This window comes from Prochlorococcus marinus str. GP2, from assembly GCF_000759885.1.
In the GTDB taxonomy this organism is placed as follows: Bacteria; Cyanobacteriota; Cyanobacteriia; order PCC-6307; family Cyanobiaceae; genus Prochlorococcus_A; species Prochlorococcus_A marinus_J.
This window is the reverse complement of record NZ_JNAH01000002.1, coordinates 109,601-133,637: the sequence shown is the minus strand read 5'-3', so window position 1 is coordinate 133,637 and position 24,037 is coordinate 109,601. Positions and strand designations below refer to the sequence as shown.

The window sequence follows — 24,037 nt, the reverse complement described above, 5'->3', positions numbered from 1 at the left end:
CTTTGGAGGTAACTTACTCTCTACCTTCTTCTCCTTAATGTTGAGATTTGGTAGTGGCGGTAGTTCTTGCTTTTTATCAGAAGTATCCTCCTTTACCTTTGGAGGTAACTTACTCTCTACCTTCTTCTCCTTAATATTGAGATTTGGTAGTGGCGGTAGTTCTTGCTTTTTATCAGAAGTATCCTCCTTTACCTTTGGAGGTAACTTACTCTCTACCTTCTTCTCCTTAATTTTTGGTTTTTCTTTATCTTTTACATTTTCGGTATTTAATTTTTTATGAACATTTTTAGAAAGAAATTTATCCACTAAAAAGTTGGCATTCTGTAAGTAATTTTGTGAATCTAAATTTTTAATTAAAGATAAACCTAATCCAATTATTCTTGACATAGAAAATTGATTTATTTCATCAGGATTATATGTAAACTCTTCTAACCAATAATTAGAAGAAGGTGAAATCAAGTAAGTATCCATAGACAAAGACTCTCCTAATATATTTACAAGATTCTCATGTTGACTATTTCTTCCTGACAAATATAAATTTCCTTTTTTTTCTAAATTGTTATCATCTAAAAAAGCTCTAAAGGAATTTTTTATTTCTCTTATAAGCACTTTGAGATCTAACTTAGACAAGGGCAAATATCCTGAAGCTTTTACACTATTTTTTGAGTCTTTTTCTTGTATCTTAATCTTCTTAATTTCATCAATAGACGGGTAATTTCTAATAGATCCAAGTCTTTTTATATATATTGGTCCAGATTTATCTAAAATCATCATCTGGGTAAATTCATCAAGTAACTCAATAGAAATAATTAGATTTTCATTATCTAAATTATCAATTTCATTTCTTAATAAATTAGATGTACAATTATGACTTGTTTGAATTGAACATAACTCTAAATTAGCAGCATTTATTGTCTCTAAAATTAAATTAACGTTTTTTTGAGGAATTGAAGTAAGAAAATATTTATTAAAAGTTTTATTATTTTTATAACTTTTTGGCAATGTAGTTAGTGAAATATCAAAATCAGAATTATTTAATGAGATAGGTATTTGTATCCCAGAGTCTGGATTTTCTAGAAATTCAATTGAATCTTTTTTGTCGACATTATCTGGGATTTCAATTAATCTCGTATAACATGCATCAGAAGGTATAGAAATTGCTACCCTCTGTGAGTTTAATTTTAACTCTTTTAACACACCCAAAATAGTAGATCCAAAAGCTGATGGATCTGTTGGCAAAGATTTTTCAATTGCCTCTTTTGGTAAAGATTGCCGATATACTTTTTTGATTAATAACTTCCCATTTTTTGATTTAGCTAAAGCAATATTAAAAAATTCATTACCTATTTCTATTAAAATTACCTTGCTACTAATTTTTCTTGTAAGTTCATAAAAAAAATCCTTCAAATCTGCGATTGTATATTCAGATAATTTTTTATTATTTGTTTTAGAAACAGCCATATTAACAGAAAGGTTTTGGTCTACAGAAAATTCTTCTCAAAGGAGCTGAATTATATGATATTCCATTATTTGGTTTTGCATAAATAATGTAAATACCGGGCTTAGCATCTTTAGGATTTTTTCTGTTTAAAAGATTTTCATATGAATCTTCAAAAAGTTGAGTTTCATGAGTTATACAAATACTGTAATTATCAGGAATAGCATTTTTACTAATAGAGTCAATTCCCCAATCTCTACCTGGACTGGATGTACATTCAAGATTTCTAATAAACGTACTACTTAGACCCGGTTGAGATAGAGTTGAAATAATCGAATCAATAGTAAGGTTTATTTTATAATGATGATTTAAAATATCAGGCATGGGATTTGTAGAGGCGTCTATTTCTTGTGCTAACTCAAAATCTAAATTACCATCCAAGTTAATTGGCCTCATAAAATTAGCAGTAAATTTTGATACCACAACAAAAACCCCCATAAATGCAGTTAGCATTAAAGTTGCCATAACTAGTTCTGGTATTGTCATTCCCTTGTTCCTATCAAATTTATTTGAAAATTCCATATTCGATCCAATTAGTAAGGGAGATTTTTTATTGCAGTGTTTATATTAGAAAGATCAGCACGATCAGTCCAAAATGCGTCTGTTAAAATCTTTCGCTCATCAATCGTCAAATAATCCTTCCCTAGCTCTTTTTCAACTTTGTTGGTAAATTGAAGAGTTACCAACATAGCTACAGTGGCCGCAGACATAATTACTGCTCCAATTACTGATGAAATCATAATATCCCTTCTTGTTCGTCGGGATTATTCTCAAAGTCACAATATACATTTTTCTTATCCTTAGTTGGTATTATGCAGGAAAATAGACCATATTTATATTCTTCCTCAAATGTGGGTATGATTAAAACTCTATGTTTACGTAAATCCTCATCTGGTAAGGACTCCAAAGCACATGCATTAGTAAATAATTTCCCTTTAGAGAAAGTTTTTTTATTACCATTTTCCTTTTCAAAGTCTCCTGCAATTTTATATTCTGGGTTTTTATATTCATCTTTAAAAGTATCTTTAACATAAACACAGATATCACTATCTGGAACTGATGAAGTATATAAAATTTTCATTATTTGTTGGTCAAGTCTAAGATAATATTCATTATAAGTTTTATCTTTCAAAGGAAATAGTCTTTCAATAGCAATTAAGTTTACTCCAATTTGCATCATTGCCGAAATACCAGAAATCATTGCAATTCCAAGACCTGCATATAAGTAAATCATAATTATGAGTTGAGTCTATTTTTTTTTAACACATTAAATCTTTCCATAGACAGCAATTTTTAAATTAACTTTTAAATCTTTAATCTCATCTTGTGATTTTATTTCTTTATTAGTTTCAATTTTTTCAAGTGTAAATTCTTCAAACAAAATTATATTTTCTTGTAACTCTAATTCTTTTAAAAATGACAATAGATCCAAATATTTTGCATTTAAATTTAAATCTAAATTGTATTTCTTTACTCCCTCTACGAGTAATTCATCAGGATTAATATTTAATTCATCTTGAATTTTACTATTTTCAGCTTCTACAAACTTTATTGAGGATATAGGCTTAATTGAATTAAACTCAATATTATTTTTATTCCCTATATAGCCTAATCTAGAAATAAAAGTTTCTAGATTTGTTGTGCCAGAAATTAATTCAATAATTTTTGATTTTTGAGAATTTAGTTTTACTAGTTTCTCTGAAATGATTCGAGATTGTTTCTGTAAATCAGGTAATTTACTAACTTTGATTTTGAATTGCTTCAATTCATTTTTAACCATATTTGACGAAACATATTTGGGAATCGAAAATGTGGTAAAAAGAATAAAAGCAATAAGTGAAGAAATTATAGAAGGCAGTAAAATAGCAGCTCTCTCAGGAGTAATAAGATTATTTCTTTTTGGTGAAAAATTTACCATTTAATTTTTATCAACATTTTTTAGTAAATCTATTCTGTTTGATAGACCTTCAGATCCTAATTTTTTAAGATATTTCTGATTGATCTCTTCAAAATCAGAAGTGATTTTTGTAGTTATATCAACAATATAATGACCTTCACTTTCACCTTTAATCTTATCAACAGCCTGTATATTGCCTAAATCAATATCGCTGAAGTTTATAAATTCAGAATCATCTAAACTTATCAAAAAACCATTAATCAAATTAAAAGTTTTTCCCTCTGGTACCTTGCTCTTCAGACTTAAAATAGAGGAAGAAGAATCTAAATATATGAGTTGGATACTTCTAGGAAGTATTGATGATACCTCAGCTAATAACGCAGAGCTGGAACTTAAATTAACAATAGAATTCTTTAGCTTATTGTTGAAAGAAGCAATAGTCTTTAAATCTTTAGATTCTTGATCAAGTTTCTTTTGCAACGCATCATATTTTTCGACTAATGGTTTTATATCTGCAATTTTTCTTTGAATTATGTTAGATCTAATAATGAAAACAAAACCAAAAAGAAGAGATAGGGAAATAATAGATAAACCTATATAAATTCCTTTATTTATATATTTCCTAGTATCAATAAAGAAAGGCTCTTGTAAGAAATTACCTTCTCTCCTTTTTCTTAATAAATCAATACTTTTAAAATTTGTTGAAGTCATTATTTTATATTTTTAAAAAAAAATATTTAGTCCTTTTCATTTAAAACCTTCGGAGTTACAAGAATTATTAACTCGCTTTTCCTTTTGACGGTAGTATTATTTCTAAATAAGCTTCCTAAAAGCGGTAGATCCCCAAGAAGGGGGGTTTTTTTAGTATTAATTGCATCTTCGTCCTTTAATACGCCAGAGATAACAAGAGTATTTCCATCTTTAACTCTAATTACGCCTGTATCTAATCTTCTCACACTTAATGTACTTTGAGTTCCGCAATTTGCTACTGTCTCTGTCTTAGTAATAGATGATATTGCGGGACTCAGTGAAAAAGTTACAAACCCATTATCATCAATTTTATTTAATTTTGCTCCAAAAGTAATTCCTGCAATTCCTTTGAAAGCAGTACATGTTGTAACTCCATCTGAAACATTTGTTTCAAAAGAGGTTACTACACTTTCACCTACTTTAATAAATGCTTCATTTGCAAATGGTCTGCCTATCGAAGCTTTGGATAAACCATCATCCACTTCAGCTGCTCCAGATAGAATTGGGTCTTGATTTTCTCCTAAAATTAATGTTGGAGAAGCAATTATTTTTGCATTATCATTTGTTATTTTCCTTGATAGCCAATTAATAAAATTATTATTACTTAAAGACGAACCTGCACCTATAAAGCTTGAAATAGGACCATTAATAGGTGGTACAGCAAAACTAGAGTCATTGGCAACTGAAATATCAAATCCACCGTTATTAATTATGTAGGTACCGCCTGAACGAGCTTCAAATTTATTTTCTGTTAGATCAGACTTTTCTAAAGAAACGTCAATTATTTGAACTGATAACGCTACTTGTCTATGCATTACATCAAGAGACTTTATATACTTTTCAGCAGTTGCAATCAAATTTTTTTCTCCCACAAGAGTAATAGTTTGAAGTCTCAAATCTACAGTTCCAATAAGGCCACTTAATGGTCCTCCAACCATTCCATATGAATTAATATAATTTTCTGTCAACTCAACTACTGAACTATTGCTACTGCCTAGTTCATCTCCAGCAATTGCATTACCTTTTACCAAGACTTTGGATATTTTTGCCCCAAGTGTTGAAAGATAATCACCTACAGAAGCCGCAGAAGCCTGATTAATCCTATAAGTCTTTGAAAACTTTGGAACTAAGCTTTTATTAAAAATATTTTCTCCAACAAATATTATTCCTTTTTCAAACTTAGCCTGAAGATTTGAAGCCATCAAAAGGCTATTAAATACTTGAGAGAAATCCTGATTAACAAAATTCACCGTAACTTTGGGGTCATTTAAATCTTTATCTTCGTTAATAGTTATAGAATCATTTTCACTAGATTTATTATTTATATATAGGAATCCATAATCACCAGTTTTAGCAAGAAATTTTAAAGTCTCCAAGACATTTGCCTCAACTAAATTTAAAGTTATTTTAGGGCCTTCTAAATTAACATAACCCCTTGGTGGAATAGTAAAACCGCCTACGAAGATTTTCCCTGAAGGGGGTGTTTTATTTAAATTCTTATTGGATTCTGATTTGAATGTTTTATCATTAGAATCTTTTGAATTTGACTTATAAATTGTTTGATTAATCTCCTCTTTCAAGTCTTCTATAATTGAATCATTTGGTGGATCGATAGACTCCAAATTAATTTTTTGCTGATCTGCTGAATTAAATTTACTAATTTCACTTAGCTTTAATTCATTTTTATCTATTTCAGTATCAATAATATTATTTCCCGAGGAAATATTATTTCGCTTTTCATTATCATTTGATAAATCGACTGAAACTATTTGATTATTTATCAAATCTTTTTGAGTTAATTTTATTTTTTTGCTACTTCCTAAATTAGCTTTATAGTTAAGATTTATGGAGTTATTTGAGAATTTTGCTGAGGCAGACAAAGGGACAAAAATAGCGATAAATGTCAATACAAAGGCATTGAAGTTTTTTATTTTGAAAAAAATATTTAAATAGTTATTTTTATTATTCATTTTTAAATTTCTTTGTTAAAAAAAGACCATTCATTTTCATATTTTCTTTCTGTTGTTTTGTTTGATTTGGTCATTTCAATAATCTTCTTTTTATAGAGATCTCTTAAATTTTTTGAATCAATTTGTATAGATAAATCTTGGTAGTTCGTTATGTCCGATGTTTCATCATATGGATATTCTAATCCAAAAAATTCATCAAATAAATTCGTTGAATTTTCATATTCGTGAAATTCAACGGAATATAGATTGAGAGAATTTTCAAAATCTTTTTCATTTATATGACTAGAACTTAAAGTCTCACTATAAGCGAAATTATTATTTGTAATTAAGTATCCCAAACCAAAAAGAATAAATATAAATTTTTTAAATCTTATTTGTCTAACTATATATTCCATAGATAATGAGAAATACTGATTTCTAAAATTATATTTATAGGATCTAATAAGCTTTAATCTTATAATTATTGCAAATCTAAGTAAAGTAGTCAATAACTGTAAGCTTCAGTATTAAAACTTTAGTAAATTTCATAGCATAAAAATACTTATATAAAACACAATTTTCGAAAGATTAGATTTCTACAAACTAGGTAAATAGTTTTCCATTTTTATTAATTTATTTTTTAATAAGAAGAACTTAATTGCTATAGTAATTAGATGGACAAAAAGAAGAAATTATTTAAAAAGCCCTATGATCTTAAAGATGTAAGTTTTCTTTTTATTATAGTTGCATTTATATTAGTCATAGCTGCAGTTCTTGGTAATAACTTATTTGGAGTTTTTCAAGATAATATTAATTTTGGATAAATAAAAACAAATTTTTTTATTTAATATATGAAAAATAAAATAAATTTTATATAACTTTAAGATCAATTAAGTTTAAACCTTTTTTGAAAAACAAAAATATTTCCTATAAAAAAATTAAAGCATCTAATTAGTCAATCTTTGATTTTACAGTATTACAACCTTCTGAATATATTTTATAAATTGCTCCATATTCGTTAATCTGCGATTCATTTAAGAAGTCAAATTCTTTAGGATTAACATTATTACCCCAAGCTCTCAAATTTGAAGTTATTGCATATAAAGAATCATTATAGGGAACAAGAGCAGAAACCCTTTGTCCAAGAAATGCCAAAGAAATATCTTCATTTTCAGAAGATCTAAAATTGGTAAATTTCTTTAGAACATTTTTCAATATGAATAGGCGTTTTGAGTATGGTACAGGTTCTCCAAATAAAGGAGTTCTATTTTTAGATGGATGAGAAAATAATCTTACAAATCTAGACCATTCGTTTGTTTTTGAATCAAGTCGATATATTTCACCATATGGCCAGTAACCTACAAATAAATCACCACAATAAATTGCCATGGATTGTGCTTCGTAATGTTTTGAATTTTTATTAAATTCTGGAGGCGAAATATTAGATGGTTTTAGTACATTTCCATCAAATTCATATAATCTTCCAGTTGGGAAATGCCCAATAAGTTTAGTACCAAAATAGTCAACAGCACTATAGAATTGAATTCCTCTTCCTTTTTCTAAAGTCTTTGCGTCTTTATCGCACATAAAAATTTCATTATTTAATGACATCCTGCACCATTCATTAGCTTTGAAAATCAATGCATCACCATAATTAGTAATTGCAAGTACTGAATCATTATGGCTAGTTATAACGTAGGGATAAGTATTTTCTTTTATAGTTATTGATTTACAATTATCAATATCGTTTAATTTACATGCTTTTATTTTATTTGAAGATGTCTCAATAACATAATCTTCATGAATTGCTTTAGGACAAACTATTGATCTCTCCAATGGGTAATATGAGCCATCTAAATATTCATAATATTTTTTATTAGCAGTGTCTCTTATTATGAGTTTTTCTCCAGTTGAAAAAGCATAGCCAGATCTAAAATTTTCTGCAATATTTGATAATCTTTTGATCGAATATTTTTTAGGTTGTTCAATCCAAGTATGTTTGTAATTTTTTGGAGAAGAACATATAGTTTGCCAATAATCTAATTTTATTGAATTCAGCCTCTTATTCTCTAAAGCAATTGCATTAAATGGAAATAATAAAAAGATAAGTGAAATTAATAACTTTTTTGAAATTAATAAATAAAAAATAATTTGAGAGAACCTTTCCTTATGGTTCATGTCACGAAAAGATTGATGATAGCCCTTAATAATAGTACAAAAAAAATATATTTTACATAGAGAGCTTCTTTTTATTCTCGTCGTGAATCCCTTTGCTATACTACTTAGGTGTTTAAAACTGAATAACCCATTTGGAGGGGTGGTCGAGTGGTTTAAGGCTCTAGTCTTGAAAACTAGCGTGTCTGCAAGGGCACCGTGGGTTCGAATCCCACCCCCTCCGTTTTTAGAAAGCAGTCTTATGTTGTCATAAGTCTTCATAAGCTTTCAAAATTATTGTAATAGTAGACATAAAACCAAATATGCAAAAATCAACAATCTTGGCTACTTCATAAATCATCACCAGTTTTCATACATCCTCAAATTTTTGTTGGTGGATTTGTTGGTGGTTTTTTAAATAATGTTGGTGGATTAAAATTTATTATTTTTATTTTATTTAGGAAATAAATTAAAGCTTTATTTTCAAAAAGGTTAAAATTAAGAAAGTAAAACTTTTTGATGAAAAATATAATTGTACCTCCATTAAAAATACAAGGTATTAAAACAAAATTGATTGATTTTATTAGAGATAATATCCAAATCAATAATAATATTACCTGGATAGAACCTTTTTTAGGATCAGGCTCAGTAGCTTTTAATCTTGCGCCCAAAAAAGCGTTATTATCTGACAGTAATCCACATATAATCAATTTATATAAATCAATTCAAAATAATAAATTAACGCCTGAAGAAATTGCTGATCATTTAAAGATAGAGGGTAATGAATTGGCTCAAAAAGGAGAATCCCACTATTATCAAATTAGAAAAAGATTTAATCAAGATAAAAATGCAAAGGATTTTGTCTTTTTAAATAGGTGCTGTTTTAATGGTTTGATTCGTTTCAATAAGAAAGGTGAATTTAATGTCCCTTTTTGCAAAAAAAATGACCGATTTAGAAAAGCTTTAATTACTAAAATTTATAATCAATTTGTTGCAGTTCGAGAGCGAATCCTTTTATCCGAATGGGACTTTGTATGCCAGAGTTGGGAAGAAACCTTAATAAATACAAACTCTAATTCTTTTACATATTTAGACCCACCTTACGTTGGAAGGCATACAGATTATTATTCATCCTGGGATGAAAAAGATGCACATAAGATGATCTCTGCTATTGAAAAATTAAAAGGAGGATATGCTCTGTCAATGTGGTTTGAGAATAGATATAGGAAAAATCTATATTTACAAAATTTTGAAAAATTTGCATCATTTAGATACTTTTCTCATTTTTATCATCTCGGGGGTTCAGAACAAAACAGAAATAAAATGATTGAAGCTCTAGTGATACATCCTGATTATGTAAAACAAAATTTATTAAAAAATGATCTTAATTCTTTAGTAGATATAGAATTTAATAATCATATTTCTGCCTAAATTCTTTTATGTTGCGATAATTTGTTTCTCTTTCTAGTGCAGTTCTTTTGTAGCTCCTCCAGTAAGCTTCGAATTCTTTCTCCGATTTAAATAAAGGCAATTTATTTTTAAAGTCACTTATTTCTCCATAAATACTTCCAATATTTGCAGTGTTGCCGGAGCCTGCTGAGTCTGATGCTATCTCCCACTTTTGTCTAAAAAATAGATCAACATTTGAATAGGCTGGCTTTATTCTTTCCCTTTTTTCATAAGGATGCCAAATATGAGAAGCACTTATTTTACTAGTGTCTCTCTGATAGACAAAACCAAGAACCCAATGTTCTTTATATTCTTTGTAATTATATTCTATGTTTTTTGTCGGATTCCTGAGAAAAGATGTGTAGCTTCCTAGAGTAAATTTAAATTTTTGATTCCTTTTAGTAATGTATGTTGTTTTTATATCAAGAGCTATTTTTTCAAGGTCCGTCTCAGAACGCATAATAGTGAAATCAGGATAGAAGTTCTGCCTTGATGCTTCCTTTATCAAAAGTTTTTCCTTATTAGCTACCTCATAAACCTCTTTTCTTGAGAGTAATTCAAAAACTGTTCCAAGTACTTTAGTATCTGAGCCTAATGGGAAAATAATATCTTCAAATTTAGAACTAGCAATGAAACCCTTAACTGGTAAATTTTTAATGCGATCTTCAATAATCGGTAGAAGAGATTGAAAACTATCTGAAAAAGACCCCACTTAATTTCTCTCAATAATATATATATAGCTGTTTTTGAAATTAAGAAGTTTTATTGTGTATTTTTTAAATAAAAAAAATTACCTAATGGTGTTGTATGAGACGAAGAAAGAATTAATAATTTAAATAGTATATTTGCTTTCCAATACCTTACTTTGTTTGAAGAATGCAAAGTGGTAATTAATTTGAGAATATTAATAGATTATCTCACTTATAGCTCTAAATATTGTTAGTGGATTTGTTGGTGGATTTAATAATCGATTTCATATTTGACCTATCATAGGATGTCATAGCCTGTCATTTCAACTTAAAAATGATCCCACCCCCTCCGTTCTAGTTAAAAACAACTTTAAACATAACAAACTATATAAAAACGCCCTTTCGGTATGTTCTTGTTAAAATAGTGTTATTTTAATATGAATAAAGGATTCGCCACTGATAATTTAATATCCAAAAAATCGAAGAAAAAAGTTATTTCAAATGAACCTCAGGGAAGATTAATATCATGGTCTCCTTGGCCACCAGCTAATTTTAAGACAAGATATCCTGCTTTCCCTTTTGTTCTTACAATATTGATCATAGTAATTGGGCAATGGTATCTATCTCTACTAAGATAATCTGAACATGGTTTTTGTCTTTAAAATTCAGATGAATTGAGTTTGAGGATTTATTTTGTTTTTTTCAATTTTATTATTAGCCCATCTTCAGGCAGCAATTATCCCAATATTATTAGGAATTAAATCGTTCAAAAAATTCAAACACATTTGCAATAACGAATTGATACCTTTCGGTTTTATTTTTTTAGGATTGGCATCTATTTCTGAAATGATAGATCATACTCAAACATCTTGGATTTATGTAGATCGTTCCTCTTTATTTAATTGGTTATTTTATTCTTTCCTATCTTTAGGTCTAACATGTTTATCAATATCAGTTATAAAAAATAAATTCATTCAAAAAACCAATTTTTGTATTTCTTTATGTTCAATTATCTCATATTTTTTATTTGATAAAACTATTGCTCTTCTTTTTCAAGTAATAATAAGTATACTTCTAATTATAAATTGGCAAAGAGCTTTTAAAGATTGGCTTATTATCCTTTACCCAATATTTGGTATTTTTTTTACTACTTTCTTTGGAACAAGGCTCTCGTTAAGTGGCGATCAATTTTGGCATGTTTTAATAGGCCCATCTGGAACTATTAGCGTTCTTACCTTTTATTTAATACTTAAGAGATCGAACAAAAACTTTACTTAAGATTCTTATGAAAATATTTGTATTTTTAAGTTATTTAGTGAGCTTAGTCACAATAATCTCTCCAGTTGAAATCTTTGCTGATACTGCACTTGACGTTTATATGAATGATTTTTATTCTAAATCGAATGAAGCTAGCCAGATTCTTAAAGAAATCGAAAATAGTCTAAAAGAGGGATCAAGAAAAAAAGTATGCTTTAGGCAAAGAGAGGCAGCAAGATTAGGCCTATTAGCTAATAAATCATTAATTAAAGCCTTTGAAATAGAAGGAGTTAATCCACCAATGCAAGCAATAAAGGCTAGTCAACTAAGATGGGAATCTATTCTGAATGAGTGCTGAAGAAAGTCAGTAAATCTATAAATCTTTTAAATTTGCATTCTTACAGATTTGCTAATTAAGGGTATTTCAGGTTCAACCCCAAAAATACATTGATAAATCGAATAGATAAAAATACATAGCGTTATTATAAAAATAATTGAACCTAGTTCAACTATGGGGAATATCCTCAAGAGATATGAAATTATTATCAAAGCAATATCAATTAGTAATGCTTGGCATGCGTTATATCTAACGAAATAGGGGACTTTTGGATTTCTTGCTAATCCAGCAAACAATATTATAAATAATAAAAAACCACCAAAAGGCAAAGATTTTTCAATTATTGCTATTGGAAAAGTTATTAATAATAGTATTTTTAAAAAAGAATATTTATAGAACAAATAATATCCAAAAGGTATTGATGCCTTTAAAGGCAACGTATACAAAAAAACCGATGATAGTCTCTGGAATATCTGATTCAATAAAATAATAGAAGTTAGTACATATATATTTTAACCTAATTTTTCTGAACTTAATTAAAGACTTACCCTCTATCCAATCAATTTTGGCAGATGTTTATTAAATATTAGATAATTGATAAAGGTTCATAATTCACAATGCGTATCCTTCATACAATGTTGAGAGTTGGAGATTTAGATAAATCTATTGATTTTTACGTCAATAGATTAGGAATGAATTTGTTAAGAAAAAAAGATTACCCTCATGGAAAATTCACTTTGGCTTTTGTTGGCTATGGCTCAGAAAAAGAAGATACAGTAATTGAATTAACTTATAACTGGGGGAAAAAGTCAGGTGACTATGAGCTTGGAAATAAATATGGTCATATAGCTATTGGAGTAAAAGATATTCATCTTATTTGCCAAGAATTAGAAAATAATGGCTGTAAAGTAACAACCAAACCTAAAACAATGAAAAACAGTACTACCATCTTGGCTTTTGTTGAGGATCCAGACGGATATAAAATTGAACTTATTGAAAGAGATTAAAAGCTTGGAAGTTTTTTAATTCAAAAACTAATAACTAAAATAAAAAATAATAAAAATTGAATTATCTAGTAAATTGATTGTAATTAACGAAAAATATACCTAAAAATCATATTGGATAGATTTTAAAGTTCTACTTACTAAATATTATTCCTTAGATAAGGGCGCTTAAGAACTAAACTTAAAAAATTATACAATCTATATTAATTCTATTTAGAATGAGTAGACAATCTATATAGATTTAATTATTATTAAGTTATCGCCCAAAGCTTATGCCTAGCAATTGGTCAAAAATAAGAGATGAATGGCTTGATAGAACCGCCATTGCTAAAGATGATGCTAAGTGGGCATTAGAAGCTTTAATTAATTCTGAAGAAGAGTTGTTTGAAATAGAACAAAAAATCAAGAATAAAGAGGACGCTATAAGCCAAGTAAAAATTTTGAAAAAAAAAGTTAAGGAGACAATCTACTCTAAAGAAATTAGTCTCGATGATATTGCATTAAATACTTCAAATTCAAATAAAGTACAGATCTCAGTGCCATCAAATCTTACTTATCTTTTAAAAGTCTGGGCAGCAGCAGAAGGTAGAGATCTTTCGAGTGTTGCTTTTCAATGTTTAGAAACTGGCATAAGGGAAATGAAAAGCAAGGGTTCAATACCTTCAGTAGCAGTAAATAGATATGACTCGGCCTGTCAAAAGAGGATTGCACTAGCAGAAGTAAATAATCTATTGGAGAAATACGAAATAGCTCAGAATGAAATCAATTAATATGAATAACAGAAAAATCATAAAAGGATACAAAACACTAATATCATCAAGATTTAATGCAGATACTTCTCCATATAAATTTAAAGATGGAATAATTTATACTCTTTATTCTGATGAATTTAATTTACTTAAATTTGGTTTTGCTAAAAATTATAAGGTTCTAGAAAAAAAATTATCAAGTAAGGCATTAATTTTGTTGGATATGAAAAAAGGCAACAAAAAAGATCTATTTTTATTAATAACCACTCTAAAAGAACTTGGCATCAAATATTCAGACAATTTTCACTTTAAATACTCAGGTTCTTTAATGAGACATCTATCTACTTTAGGTTGGCCTGCTGGAAGATCACTTTATAAACAAAGAAAGATTAAAAAAGAACTTGTATGTGCATAAATTTAAACATAATCGCACTCTAAAGTTTCTCTGGTATCTCTATTTGTGATTGGATTAGTGCCAGAGGCAGTTTCACAAAATTTCCTAACAATGTCTTTTGGTAAAAAAACATTTGTGAAGTCTGCACCTTGTATTTTTACATTTTCAAACTGTGTACTATAAGCAAAAGAATCCTCCAAGTTAGTATTTGATAAGTCTGTTCCATCTAATACCGCTGAGTCTAAAGTCACTTCTTTTAAGTTGGAGTTACTTAAATTAGTATCTTTCAACTTTGCACCATAAAGAGTCGCATTTTGGAGCTCACAATCTGATAAATTTGCATCTTGTAAATCGGTCAAATAGAAAGTTGCTCCTTTTAAATCAGATCCAGAAAAGTCGGTTCCTACCAAGGATTGTTTACCATAATCCAACGCAGCGTAACTTCTTGAAGGTAGGGTTAAAACAATTATTAAAACAGTTATAAATATGAATCTCATTTTTTTAAGTAGTATTTCAATAAATTCTAACTTCTTAAGCTGAATTCTAAAAATTAGTTATTTACTGAATGCTATATTTATTGAAATAACAAATCACGAACTAGGTTTTGGATATAAGTCCTTACGATGCAATTGTTGTTGGTTCTGGAGCTACAGGAGGAATAGCAGCACTTACATTGGCAGAACAGGGGATAAAAGTTTTAGTAATAGAAGCGGGACCAAGAATAAAAAGGCATGAGGCTAGTAATTATGAGCCAAAAAGTACCTTTAAAAGATTATCAGGCGTTTTAACAAAAAAACATGCCAATCAATCTCAACATCCTGGTTATTGGAAAAATAATCCTGATTTATATTCAAATGAATTAAAGCATCCTTATGAATTCCCCAAAAAAAAGCCCTTCCTTTGGACTCAAGGTAAACATTATGGGGGTAGATCACTAACTTGGGGAGGCATAACATTAAGACTTTCATCAGAAGATTTTCATCCAGCTAAACAAGACGGATTCGGACCAAACTGGCCTATTTCATACGATGAACTATCCCCTCACTATGATTTCATCGAAAGTTTCTGTGGAATTTATGGACGAAAAGATGATATCAAGGAAGTTCCAAACGGTACTTATATTGGTGAAATCCCTCTTACAGAAAACGAAACAATTTTTGGAAGTAAAGTTAAATCAAAATTAAACTATCCATTTATCCAATCAAGAGGATTTGACCGTAATTCATCCGTAAAAGATAAAAAATGGCCCAATTCCTCTAGTGTAGGAACCACCTTAAAAAAAGCTTTAGAGACTGGAAATGTACAAATAATCTCTAATCACTTAGTGGAATCTTTTGAAATTAACAAGTTAACAGAGCTTGCTTCAAAACTAACGATCGTAAACTTAGATAATGGCTGCAAAAAAGAATTAAATTGTGATTTAATCCTTCTTTGCGCATCAACAATTTCAACGCTCAGAATATTGCTGAACTCAGAATACAAATCAAATTCCTCAGGTTTTAAAGATAATTCTGGGAAATTAGGTAAATACCTCATGGACCATATATCTATCTGCAGATTTTTTTCAGTCCCAAAAACAAAAAACTCAGGAAAAATATTAGATAATCCTCCCGATCTTTCTGGAGCAGGCAGTTTCTTTATTCCATTTGGTTCAAATTTACCAAAAATTGACGGCATAAATTTCCATAGAGGTTATGGAATCTGGGGGGCAATTGATAGATTAGGAATACCTAAATTTTTGCAAAAAGACACAAACTCATCCATTGGCTTTCTTATCGCCCATGGTGAAGTCCTTCCTCGAGAGAAAAACTTAGTTTCCCTCTCGAGAAAAACAGATGAATGGGGCATTCCAATTCCCCATATTGAATTCGAATGGAGCGAGAATGAGTTAAATATGTCAAAACATATGGAAAACACAATACGAAAATCAATAAAAGCTGCAAATGGAGAAATAAAAAATATTAATGAACTCATAAATATCCCATTAGGGAGTTTTTTTACAAAAAATTTGATTGCACTCTCAGATAGTCCCCCTCCTCCAGGATATTACATTCATGAAGTAGGGGGCGCACCGATGGGAACGAATGAAGAAAATAGCGTAGTTGATAAATTCAATAGGTTATGGAGTTGTAAGAATGTACTTGTACTAGATGGAGCATGCTGGCCCACTTCATCTTGGCAAAGCCCCACACTTACAATGATGGCTTTGAGTAGAAGAGCCTGTTTAAATATTAAAAAGACTTAGAAGGTGTAAATAATTGATTTAAATAAATTTCTGATACAGAATTATCTTTACATCCGTTTTGAACGAGAAAAGTAGCTAACGCTGAATTTATAAGCTTATATTGATCCCAAGTTGGGTTACTTAATACGAAATCTTTCATAGTGTTATAAAGAGTTTCTGATAGCTCTGTTTCCAAAGAGACTTTATTTGAATAGCACTCGACAAATTTCTTATCAATTAAATTTGATTGGCTGGGTTGATCCATAAATCTTTAATTTCTTCATAACTATAATGATATTTTTTTCTAAAAAAATCAAAAATTATCTGCTAGAAAACTTTTCAAATTATCAAATGAGACTCATGTTATAAGCGTGTTTTTAAAAAACTTCCTTTTCAAATAAGAAAATTGAATAGATCTTAAAGAAAAGTCAACAATAATGTTGAAGTCCTGTTTTTTTTGAAAAATACTGGCAGTTCTAATCCAATGTGGATTTGGACGTGGAAAACAACCTATAAATTGTGGAAAATCTAGTACAAAATACTTTCAAGATTTTATATTAAGAATACTTATATGTACTGAGTCTATTAAGACTAAGTCGAGAAAGAGACAGGTGATTCATTAATTTTCAACGGATTTTCTTAAGATTTAGTCTTTATTAGGCAAGCGAAGCGTAACAGGTCCTAAAGGGTGTTTTGAGTTTGGATAAATACTATGGTGATGGTGAATATGTTCATGTTGATGAGCCTCTTCATGTTCATGTTCTAAGTAATCTCCTCCTGCTGAGTTTGATTTTTCTTGGGTATGAGTTGGTATTTGATTTTGCATTTCACAAGCACCATTACATTCAGGATCACATAAATCACAACTTATACCCAGGCCCTGTACGTGGTCATGATGACTTTCTTGTACCATTCCAACTTCTTTTTCAAAGCCAAATAAATTTGATCTATATTTACAAGTTGAGCAATTCATAAAATTATTCCCTTCGTTATTAAGAATCTCTTCAATCCTTTCTACAAATGTGTCGACCACATAAGATTGTGACGAAAGATATTTTGCATGTATAAATGAAATATTTGGATTATTAATCGCAACTAAATCACTTTGCCTTTTTATTCTTGTGACAAGAACACCTGAGAAAAGGAAATAAGGGAAAATAATGATATTTTTATAACCAAGTCTCACAACATTTTTCAAACCAGGTTCAACAAGAGGGAAAGTTACTCCAGAAAAAACTGTTTCCCCCCACCCTAAACCAATACCCTCTACGATCATTCTTGTAATTTTGGAAACATTGGAATTCGCATCTGGGTCAGAAGAACCTCTACCAACAACAACTAATAATGATTCTTCAGGTTTGAGAGTATTATTTTGTTTAAATACATCTTTAACTCTTTCACAAGCTGCACTAATCATTAAATTATTAATACCTAATTCTCTTCCATAAATTATTTCAATACCTGTTTTACTTGAATAATTCATAAGCAAGCTAGGTATATCATTTTTCACATGGCCAGCAGCGAAAAGCATTGCTGGTATTGCAATTACTTTTTTTATAGAAAGATCTTTTAACTTGTCTAGAGCATCAACAAGTGAAGGTTTAGCGAATTCCAAGAAACCAAATTCAACCAAAAAGTTTGGATATCTTTTTTGTATGAACTTAGTTAATTCTTGAAATTCAGTAATGGCTAGTTTATTTCTACTCCCATGCCCACAGATAAGTATCGCGACTTGATTATTTAACTTCGAATCTAAATTATCCAAAATCAAGATATTACTTATACCATAATAGTAAAGAACAATATCATGTAGTGAAAAATAATATTTTGCTTGAAGTTCCAAATATCAACTCAAAGGATGCAAAATTAAAGAAATTAATTTATGAAGTTGATGATTCCTTATTTAATGAAAATAAATATTCTGATGAAGAATTCGAGCACCTTTGCATATGTAGTGGAGGTACAACCTCTAGCTGTGCAAAAAATGGTTTTACAACTCTTGATCTAAGAAAAAATTACAGCAAAATTCACCTAGATAGAAAAACCAATTTAGTAACAATTGGTGGTGGAGTAATAATGGGGGATCTAGTAAATCATTTACAAAAACATAATCGAAGTTTTCCAATCGGACTTTCTAAACTTCCCGGAGCAGGCTATATACTTACTGGTGGAGTAAGCCCGCTCAGTAGAGCCTACGGATTAGCCATTGATAATATTGAATCAATAAAAGGTTTCTTGGGAAATGGCAAATTTATCTCTTTAAAAAAAAATCAAATAAATCCAGAAGAACAATTGATTTGGGAAGCAATTAAAGGCGCAGCACCCTTCTTCTCAATTATTACCGAAATAGAACTTAAGACTATCCAATCTAATCCAATAAAGGTTATTGAAGGATTTGTAAATCTAAATGAACTTTCAGAAATAATAAAACTATCAGAGGAATTTCCAGAAAATATTAGTCTTCAGTGGATTTATGCCCAAAAAATTTATATATATATTTTTGCTGAACTCAATAATTTAGAGGATAAAAGAACAGAAGAATACTTAATGCTTCTAGACAAATTTCCCGCTCTAGAAAAACAATTTTATGAGAACTTTAACAAAATTAATTTTTTTCCAAAGGAATTGAATTTATATGACCTGAATGCAAATAACCATTCTGAGGTAATTAGTCTTCTTGGAGAAGATTTAAAAAATGATATCCCAATTTTCATAAAATGTTTGAGTGAAATAATGGATAATAAACCCAATAATTCCTGTTATGTTGCTTCTCAACAATTAGGTGGCAAAACTAAAAAGTTAAATCATGGCTCAAGCTTTTTTGTTCATAGAAAAAGTACTTGGAAACCATGGATATACGCATCATGGAAAAAAAATGATCTTCAAGAAAAAGAAGTTGCTCTGGAATGGATTTATAAATCATGGAGCAAGCTAAAAAGGTTTTATCCAAATATTCACTTAGCACAATTGCATAATCATTTGAATTCTCATGAAGAAGAAATTGCATTAGCCTTTGGAAATAGAATGAATGAATTAAAAACTTTAAAGAATATTTTTGACCCACAAGGTATTTTGCCTCCTTTATGAGGTAACTTCTTAATTATAAAGAAACTTAAAATGTCAAATTTCTCAAGATATTTATCTAAAAATTGGTTAGATGATCCAAAGTCAAATATTCTCTCTGGCTTAGTTGTTGCATTTGCAATGATCCCTGAAGCAATTGCTTTTTCAGGTATAGCTGGTGTAGATCCTAAAGTTGGCCTTTTTGGTGCATTTTGCTTATCTATAACAATTGCGATTGTGGGAGGAAGAAGAGGGATGATCTCTTCAGCCACAGGTTCAACAGCTCTTTTAATGACTGGACTTGTTGCTTATGGAGAATCACAAGCTCCTGGATTAGGAGTCCCATATCTTATTGCAGCTGGAATATTAACTGGAATATTCCAAATTCTTTGGGGATATTTAAGACTTGCCTACCAAATGCGATTTGTGCCAACAGGAGTCTTAAGTGGATTTGTAAATGCACTGGCACTTCTAATATTTCAAGCACAACTACCTCAGTTAGGAATAGGTATTAAAGAATCAAAAGGATTAGTTGAACAATCTATAAGTCAATATCCAGTTAACACTCAGATTCCAGTAGTTTGGATACTTGTAATCCTAGGATTAGTAATTATTTATGGGCTTCCAAAAATCACAAAAATAGTCCCCTCTCAACTTATCGCAATAGTAGTAATTACTCTTATAAGCATATTCTTTAATCTAGATGTCCCAACAGTTAGCGATTTGGGTCAATTACCTGATGGATTGCCAAGTATTTCTCTCCCTTTTGGATCAATAGAAAATGGGAAAGTACCTTTTAGTCTTGAAACATTAGGGATAATTTTACCTACTTCACTTGCAATATCTCTCGTGGGTTTAATGGAAACTTTTTTAACTCAAGACATTTTAGATGATGTAACTGATACAAGTTCTAATAAAAATAAAGAAGCAAGAGGACAGGGAATCGCAAATATTGTGGCATCCTTATTTGGTGGTATGGCAGGATGTGCCTTAGTTGGGCAATCTGTTATGAATACTGAAAATGGTGGCAAATCTAGATTATCAACCCTCTCCTCAGGTATATCTTTACTTATTATGATTATCCTCTTGAAGTCTTGGATTGGAGCAATACCAATGGCTGCTTTAGTAGCAATCATGATAACGATCGCAATAAGTACAGCAGATATAAATGGATTAAAAAATATTAGAAAGATACCTAAAAGCGATACTGCAGTAATGCTTATGACATTTGCAGTTACAATGCTTACAAAACCTCATAATCTTGCACTTGGAGTTATTGCAGGAGTCGCATTAGCTGCAATTCTTTTCAGCAGAAAAGTGGCAAAAGTTATAACTATCTCAAGAGCTAAAGAAAATAATTTGATTACCTACAAAGTTAAAGGCCAATTATTCTTTGTAAGTAAAATTTATTTTTTACAAGGATTTGATCTTTATGAACATCCTGAAAAGATTGTAATTGATATGTCTTTAGCTCATATTTGGGATCAAAGTGGCGTTGTTGCTCTCGAGCAAATTATTAGAAAATTCCAGAATGGTGGTTCTAAAGTTGAAATTGTAGGATTAAATAAAGAAAGTCTTAACTTATTTGAAAGACTAGGTGGTGTAGAAAGCGCTCATTAAAAAAGTTAATTAAGACTAACTTGTTGATAACAAAACCAAAGCCATTGCTGAAAAAGCAAATTCCTATGAGATCTCCAAGCGGTTTTTGAACTATTTGGATCAAAATTTTCAGGAGGAGGAACATCTCCCTTTTCTTTGTCTCTTTCAATTTCACTAATAATTCTATGAACCGTATATTCAGGATGACCTAAATGCATAAGTTGTTTTTGATCATTAGATTCAAATATTGTATATCCGACGTTTTCTCCATAAGCCAACAAATTCAATTTCCCTTCTTTTTGGGCCTTCTCCATTTCTAAATCTGGTAACCCTGCAAATCTACTTTGAGGACAAATAAATTCATCATCTTGTGTACCCATCAAAGGGTGACCAGGAACAAGACTTTTTAAAGGGAATACCCCAAATAATTTCCTATCAAAAACTTTCTTATCGACCCCTGCTAAATAGGCCAGCGCAAAGCCAGCCCAACATAATCCAAGAGTACTCGCACAAGAATTTCTGGCTTCATCGACAATTTTCACAAATTCATCCCAATACTTAACCTCCTCAAAGGCTAGGTGCTCAATAGGTGCTCCAGTAATAATGATTCCATCTAACGGTTCTGGATTATTTGCTTCTTCCCAAGTTATGTATAGATTATTTAGATGATTAATATCCCATGTTTTATAAGAGTGAGTTTTAAGCTTTATCCAAACTGGCTCAATTTGAAGAGGAGATAAACCAAGTGGATGTAGTAAGTTAAATTCATACTGCTTGCCAAGAGGCATGATATTTAAAATACCAATCCTAAGAGGACGTATATCCTGTCTTTTTGCCAATTCTGGTTTTATCCAAGATATATGATTTTTCTCAACATCACTAATCTTGTGGTAGTTACTAGGTATTATTAAAGCCAATAAATCTCCTTTCCTATGTGATTTGTAAAAGTGCTTGTTCGAAATCTGCTTTTATATCATCAATATGTTCAATTCCTACAGAAACTCTTACCATCGTGGGAGTAACACCTGCAGATAATTGTTCTTCTTCAGATAATTGTTGATGAGTTGTTGAAGCAGGATGAATCACTAAAGTTTTTGAGTCTCCCACGTTAGCAAGGTGACTCGCTAATTTTAAGGAATCGATAAATTTTACTGCATTTTCATAACCTCCATTAAGAGAGAACATTAGCATGCAACCCATTCCCCTTCCAGTAGTATATTTTTTGGCACTTGAGTAATATGGATCAGATTCTAAGCCAGGATAATTAACACTACTTACATTAGAATTGGAATCTAACCATTTTGCTAATTCAAGAGCATTTGAAGTTTGTCTTTCTATCCTTAAACTTAGAGTTTCCAAGCCCTGCAATAACAAAAACGAATTAAAAGGACTTTGAGCTGATCCCCAGTCTCTGAGGCATTCAAGTCTTGCTCTTAAAGCAAAAGCTATATTTCTATTTTCAGGAACTCCCAAAGATTTACAGATATCACTACCAAAACCAAAAGCGTCCCAATGAACGAGTCCATGATAAGCAGCGCTTGGCTCACTCATTAGTGGGAATTTACCATTTCCCCAATTAAAGGTTCCTGCATCAACAATAACCCCACCAATACTTGTTCCATGTCCACCTATCCATTTCGTCGCACTTTCAACAACAACATCGGCTCCAAAATCAATTGGTCTTATTAAAGCACCTCCAGCACCAAGGGTATTATCCACTATTAAAGGAATTCCATTTTCCTTAGCCAATGCTGAGAGACCCTCAAAATCTGGGATGTTGAAACGAGGATTTCCCATCGATTCGACATATATTGCTTTGGTTTTATCATCAATTTTATTTCTAAAACTATCAATACTATCACCATCAGCAAATTTAACCTCTATTCCTAATCTTGGAAATTGTACTTTAAATTGATTGTAGGTCCCACCATAAAGAAAAGATGTAGAGACAAAATTATCCCCTGCAGTCATGCAATTCACTATTGCCAAGAATTGAGCAGCTTGACCTGATGATGTTGCAAGTGCTGCCATACCACCCTCCAAAGCTGCCATCCTTTTTTCGAAGACATCTGTAGTGGGGTTCATAAGTCGAGTATAAATATTCCCAAATTCTTTTAATCCAAAAAGATTCGCTCCATGCTCGGCATTATCAAAGACATAGGAACTAGTTTGATAAATGGGTACTGCTCTAGAATTTGTAGTTGGGTCAGGAACTTGTCCTGCATGCAATTGAAGAGTCTCGAACTTTTGTTTGCTCAAAATTTTTTAAATAATCCTATTATCTATTTAACTTAAAAAAGTCCCAAAAAAAAACAAAAAAAAGATAAATATTTATAAATCCTTTTTTAAAGAAGGGTAATTATCATTCATGTACAAACTCAAATCCTCTCTTATCTCGTACCTAAGTTTCTCAATATTTGCAGAATCAATTATTGGAAAAGTTTTATTAGCATCAGGATCTTTTTCAGTAATTGATTTCCAATTCTTACCAACATCTTTTTCAGAGTTGTTTAAAACCTCATCAAAGTTGAAAACCTTATCGTTGTTTTTTGCGTCAAATTCACTAAAAGCTTTATTAATAAGCTGTTTTCTATTTTCGAATAGATTCTTGGCTTTTAAAGTGTCTGGAAGACCCATAACTGGTTGTAATTCCTTAAGAAGTTTTATTTCCTCTTCAATTAAGAGTGTCCAAACACCATGTTTATTTTTGGGGAGATTTGAATTACTAAAAATATTAATTTCATCTAGGTAAAAATTTAACCATAAATAATATGATTTTTCTTCAATAGTTTTTTTAACGGATATCTTTTTATCTTGAATCTTTGGAAGTAACTTTTCTGCTTTCTTTAAAAACTGTCTGTCTTCTCTTTCTAAATTTATTAATCCCCATCTTTGACTGTAGTCCCATAAATCTTCATATCTTCTTAAATCTTCTTGATTCCAACCAAGAGCTTTCAGTTCATGTGAACGATGTGATAATTCCTTTTTCAAAAAAACCTTTTAAAACCATAATAATTCTAACCC

28 protein-coding genes and 1 tRNA gene are annotated in these 24,037 nt (G+C 30.2%); 12 read left to right on the top strand and 17 right to left on the bottom strand.

Features of this window, described 5'->3' with window-relative positions; all coding sequences use genetic code 11:
- The 8 genes from pilM to EU91_RS07610 form a co-directional block, all read right to left on the bottom strand.
- On the bottom strand, nucleotides 1–1,461 hold a 1,461-nt coding region (gene pilM / locus EU91_RS0108370; protein ID WP_032523793.1), incomplete at its 3' end, for a pilus assembly protein PilM.
- A gap of 1 nt (nucleotide 1,462) precedes the next feature.
- Nucleotides 1,463–2,020, bottom strand: coding sequence for a hypothetical protein (locus tag EU91_RS07585; protein WP_032523792.1), 558 nt, complete (start codon nucleotides 2,018–2,020; stop codon nucleotides 1,463–1,465).
- A gap of 11 nt (nucleotides 2,021–2,031) precedes the next feature.
- On the bottom strand, nucleotides 2,032–2,238 hold the full coding sequence (locus EU91_RS07590) for a hypothetical protein (protein WP_032523791.1): 207 nt from the start codon (nucleotides 2,236–2,238) through the stop codon (nucleotides 2,032–2,034).
- Entirely contained in the window at nucleotides 2,235–2,732 is a 498-nt protein-coding gene (locus EU91_RS07595; protein WP_032523790.1) for a hypothetical protein, read from the bottom strand. The genes EU91_RS07590 and EU91_RS07595 overlap by 4 nt, the downstream gene beginning before the upstream one ends.
- A gap of 33 nt (nucleotides 2,733–2,765) precedes the next feature.
- On the bottom strand, nucleotides 2,766–3,416 hold the full coding sequence (locus EU91_RS0108365; protein ID WP_032523789.1) for a hypothetical protein: 651 nt from the start codon (nucleotides 3,414–3,416) through the stop codon (nucleotides 2,766–2,768).
- Nucleotides 3,417–4,106 (bottom strand): hypothetical protein, encoded by a 690-nt coding sequence (locus EU91_RS07600; protein WP_032523788.1) that lies wholly within the window; start codon nucleotides 4,104–4,106, stop codon nucleotides 3,417–3,419.
- A 26-nt stretch (nucleotides 4,107–4,132) separates the two neighbouring features.
- The gene (locus tag EU91_RS07605; RefSeq protein WP_032523787.1) at nucleotides 4,133–6,115 is read right to left on the bottom strand and encodes a type II secretion system protein GspD; all 1,983 of its coding nucleotides are present in this window, start codon (nucleotides 6,113–6,115) and stop codon (nucleotides 4,133–4,135) included.
- A gap of 2 nt (nucleotides 6,116–6,117) precedes the next feature.
- On the bottom strand, nucleotides 6,118–6,510 hold the full coding sequence (locus EU91_RS07610; protein WP_032523786.1) for a hypothetical protein: 393 nt from the start codon (nucleotides 6,508–6,510) through the stop codon (nucleotides 6,118–6,120).
- Nucleotides 6,511–6,768: 258 nt separating this feature from the next.
- On the opposite strand from EU91_RS07610, the gene EU91_RS09240 reads away from it, so the two are divergent.
- On the top strand, nucleotides 6,769–6,918 hold the full coding sequence (locus tag EU91_RS09240) for a hypothetical protein (RefSeq protein WP_193741580.1): 150 nt from the start codon (nucleotides 6,769–6,771) through the stop codon (nucleotides 6,916–6,918).
- Nucleotides 6,919–7,045: 127 nt separating this feature from the next.
- On the opposite strand, the gene EU91_RS07615 is transcribed toward EU91_RS09240, so the two are convergent.
- The gene (locus tag EU91_RS07615; RefSeq protein WP_032523785.1) at nucleotides 7,046–8,272 is read right to left on the bottom strand and encodes a hypothetical protein; all 1,227 of its coding nucleotides are present in this window, start codon (nucleotides 8,270–8,272) and stop codon (nucleotides 7,046–7,048) included.
- A gap of 133 nt (nucleotides 8,273–8,405) precedes the next feature.
- Between EU91_RS07615 and EU91_RS07620 the strand changes: the two genes are divergently transcribed.
- Nucleotides 8,406–8,492, top strand: a tRNA-Ser gene (locus EU91_RS07620).
- 275 nt (nucleotides 8,493–8,767) lie between these two features.
- Nucleotides 8,768–9,679, top strand: coding sequence for a DNA adenine methylase (locus tag EU91_RS07625; protein WP_032523784.1), 912 nt, complete (start codon nucleotides 8,768–8,770; stop codon nucleotides 9,677–9,679).
- Here the strand turns inward: EU91_RS07625 and EU91_RS07630 are convergent.
- Complete coding sequence (locus EU91_RS07630; protein ID WP_032523783.1) at nucleotides 9,657–10,409, bottom strand: type II restriction endonuclease; 753 nt, start codon at nucleotides 10,407–10,409, stop codon at nucleotides 9,657–9,659. The genes EU91_RS07625 and EU91_RS07630 overlap by 23 nt on opposite strands.
- Nucleotides 10,410–10,823: 414 nt before the next feature.
- Here EU91_RS07630 and EU91_RS07635 point away from each other — a divergent pair, with 414 nt between their 5' ends.
- Genes EU91_RS07635 through EU91_RS0108360 form a run of 3 tightly spaced genes read left to right on the top strand, consistent with a single transcriptional unit; the run spans nucleotide 10,824 to nucleotide 12,001 of the window.
- On the top strand, nucleotides 10,824–11,024 hold the full coding sequence (locus EU91_RS07635; RefSeq protein WP_032523782.1) for a hypothetical protein: 201 nt from the start codon (nucleotides 10,824–10,826) through the stop codon (nucleotides 11,022–11,024).
- A 55-nt stretch (nucleotides 11,025–11,079) separates the two neighbouring features.
- Nucleotides 11,080–11,664 (top strand): hypothetical protein, encoded by a 585-nt coding sequence (locus EU91_RS07640; RefSeq protein ID WP_032523781.1) that lies wholly within the window; start codon nucleotides 11,080–11,082, stop codon nucleotides 11,662–11,664.
- 37 nt (nucleotides 11,665–11,701) lie between these two features.
- Nucleotides 11,702–12,001 (top strand): hypothetical protein, encoded by a 300-nt coding sequence (locus tag EU91_RS0108360; protein ID WP_241433917.1) that lies wholly within the window; start codon nucleotides 11,702–11,704, stop codon nucleotides 11,999–12,001.
- Nucleotides 12,002–12,027: 26 nt separating this feature from the next.
- Here the strand turns inward: EU91_RS0108360 and EU91_RS07645 are convergent, their stop codons facing one another.
- Nucleotides 12,028–12,462 (bottom strand): Tic20 family protein, encoded by a 435-nt coding sequence (locus tag EU91_RS07645; RefSeq protein ID WP_032523779.1) that lies wholly within the window; start codon nucleotides 12,460–12,462, stop codon nucleotides 12,028–12,030.
- 135 nt (nucleotides 12,463–12,597) lie between these two features.
- Here EU91_RS07645 and gloA point away from each other — a divergent pair, with 135 nt between their 5' ends.
- The 3 genes from gloA to EU91_RS07660 all read left to right on the top strand — a co-directional run bounded on the left by gloA (nucleotide 12,598) and on the right by EU91_RS07660 (nucleotide 14,148).
- On the top strand, nucleotides 12,598–12,987 hold the full coding sequence (gene gloA / locus EU91_RS07650) for a lactoylglutathione lyase (RefSeq protein WP_032523778.1): 390 nt from the start codon (nucleotides 12,598–12,600) through the stop codon (nucleotides 12,985–12,987).
- 269 nt (nucleotides 12,988–13,256) lie between these two features.
- Nucleotides 13,257–13,754 (top strand): VHS domain-containing protein, encoded by a 498-nt coding sequence (locus EU91_RS07655; RefSeq protein ID WP_032523777.1) that lies wholly within the window; start codon nucleotides 13,257–13,259, stop codon nucleotides 13,752–13,754.
- A gap of 1 nt (nucleotide 13,755) precedes the next feature.
- The gene (locus EU91_RS07660) at nucleotides 13,756–14,148 is read left to right on the top strand and encodes a hypothetical protein (RefSeq protein WP_032523800.1); all 393 of its coding nucleotides are present in this window, start codon (nucleotides 13,756–13,758) and stop codon (nucleotides 14,146–14,148) included.
- A 2-nt stretch (nucleotides 14,149–14,150) separates the two neighbouring features.
- Here the strand turns inward: EU91_RS07660 and EU91_RS07665 are convergent, their stop codons facing one another.
- The gene (locus EU91_RS07665) at nucleotides 14,151–14,624 is read right to left on the bottom strand and encodes a pentapeptide repeat-containing protein (protein ID WP_032523776.1); all 474 of its coding nucleotides are present in this window, start codon (nucleotides 14,622–14,624) and stop codon (nucleotides 14,151–14,153) included.
- Between the two features lie 107 nt (nucleotides 14,625–14,731).
- Here EU91_RS07665 and EU91_RS07670 point away from each other — a divergent pair, with 107 nt between their 5' ends.
- Nucleotides 14,732–16,372: a GMC oxidoreductase gene (locus EU91_RS07670; RefSeq protein ID WP_032523775.1), complete on the top strand. Its 1,641-nt coding sequence runs from the start codon at nucleotides 14,732–14,734 to the stop codon at nucleotides 16,370–16,372.
- On the opposite strand, the gene EU91_RS07675 is transcribed toward EU91_RS07670, so the two are convergent.
- Nucleotides 16,359–16,616 carry a DUF2811 domain-containing protein gene (locus tag EU91_RS07675; protein WP_032523774.1) on the bottom strand — a complete coding sequence of 86 codons (258 nt, stop codon included), beginning with the start codon at nucleotides 16,614–16,616 and terminating at the stop codon, nucleotides 16,359–16,361. The two genes, EU91_RS07670 and EU91_RS07675, sit on opposite strands and share 14 nt — an antisense overlap.
- A gap of 381 nt (nucleotides 16,617–16,997) precedes the next feature.
- Nucleotides 16,998–18,116: a sirohydrochlorin chelatase gene (locus EU91_RS0108355; protein WP_413355496.1), complete on the bottom strand. Its 1,119-nt coding sequence runs from the start codon at nucleotides 18,114–18,116 to the stop codon at nucleotides 16,998–17,000.
- Nucleotides 18,117–18,163: 47 nt separating this feature from the next.
- On the opposite strand from EU91_RS0108355, the gene EU91_RS07680 reads away from it, so the two are divergent.
- A complete protein-coding gene (locus EU91_RS07680) occupies nucleotides 18,164–19,438 on the top strand; it encodes an FAD-binding protein (protein WP_032523772.1) in 1,275 nt (424 codons plus the stop codon).
- Between the two features lie 30 nt (nucleotides 19,439–19,468).
- Nucleotides 19,469–21,034, top strand: coding sequence for a SulP family inorganic anion transporter (locus tag EU91_RS07685; protein ID WP_032523771.1), 1,566 nt, complete (start codon nucleotides 19,469–19,471; stop codon nucleotides 21,032–21,034).
- Nucleotides 21,035–21,039: 5 nt separating this feature from the next.
- Here the strand turns inward: EU91_RS07685 and EU91_RS07690 are convergent, their stop codons facing one another.
- From EU91_RS07690 to EU91_RS07700, 3 genes are all read right to left on the bottom strand, one after another.
- Nucleotides 21,040–21,930, bottom strand: a complete 891-nt coding sequence (locus tag EU91_RS07690) for a homoserine O-succinyltransferase (RefSeq protein WP_032523770.1) — start codon at nucleotides 21,928–21,930, stop codon at nucleotides 21,040–21,042.
- Between the two features lie 13 nt (nucleotides 21,931–21,943).
- Complete coding sequence (locus EU91_RS07695; RefSeq protein ID WP_032523769.1) at nucleotides 21,944–23,272, bottom strand: O-acetylhomoserine aminocarboxypropyltransferase/cysteine synthase family protein; 1,329 nt, start codon at nucleotides 23,270–23,272, stop codon at nucleotides 21,944–21,946.
- A 72-nt stretch (nucleotides 23,273–23,344) separates the two neighbouring features.
- Nucleotides 23,345–24,004 (bottom strand): hypothetical protein, encoded by a 660-nt coding sequence (locus tag EU91_RS07700; protein WP_032523768.1) that lies wholly within the window; start codon nucleotides 24,002–24,004, stop codon nucleotides 23,345–23,347.
- Nucleotides 24,005–24,037: the final 33 nt, after the last annotated feature.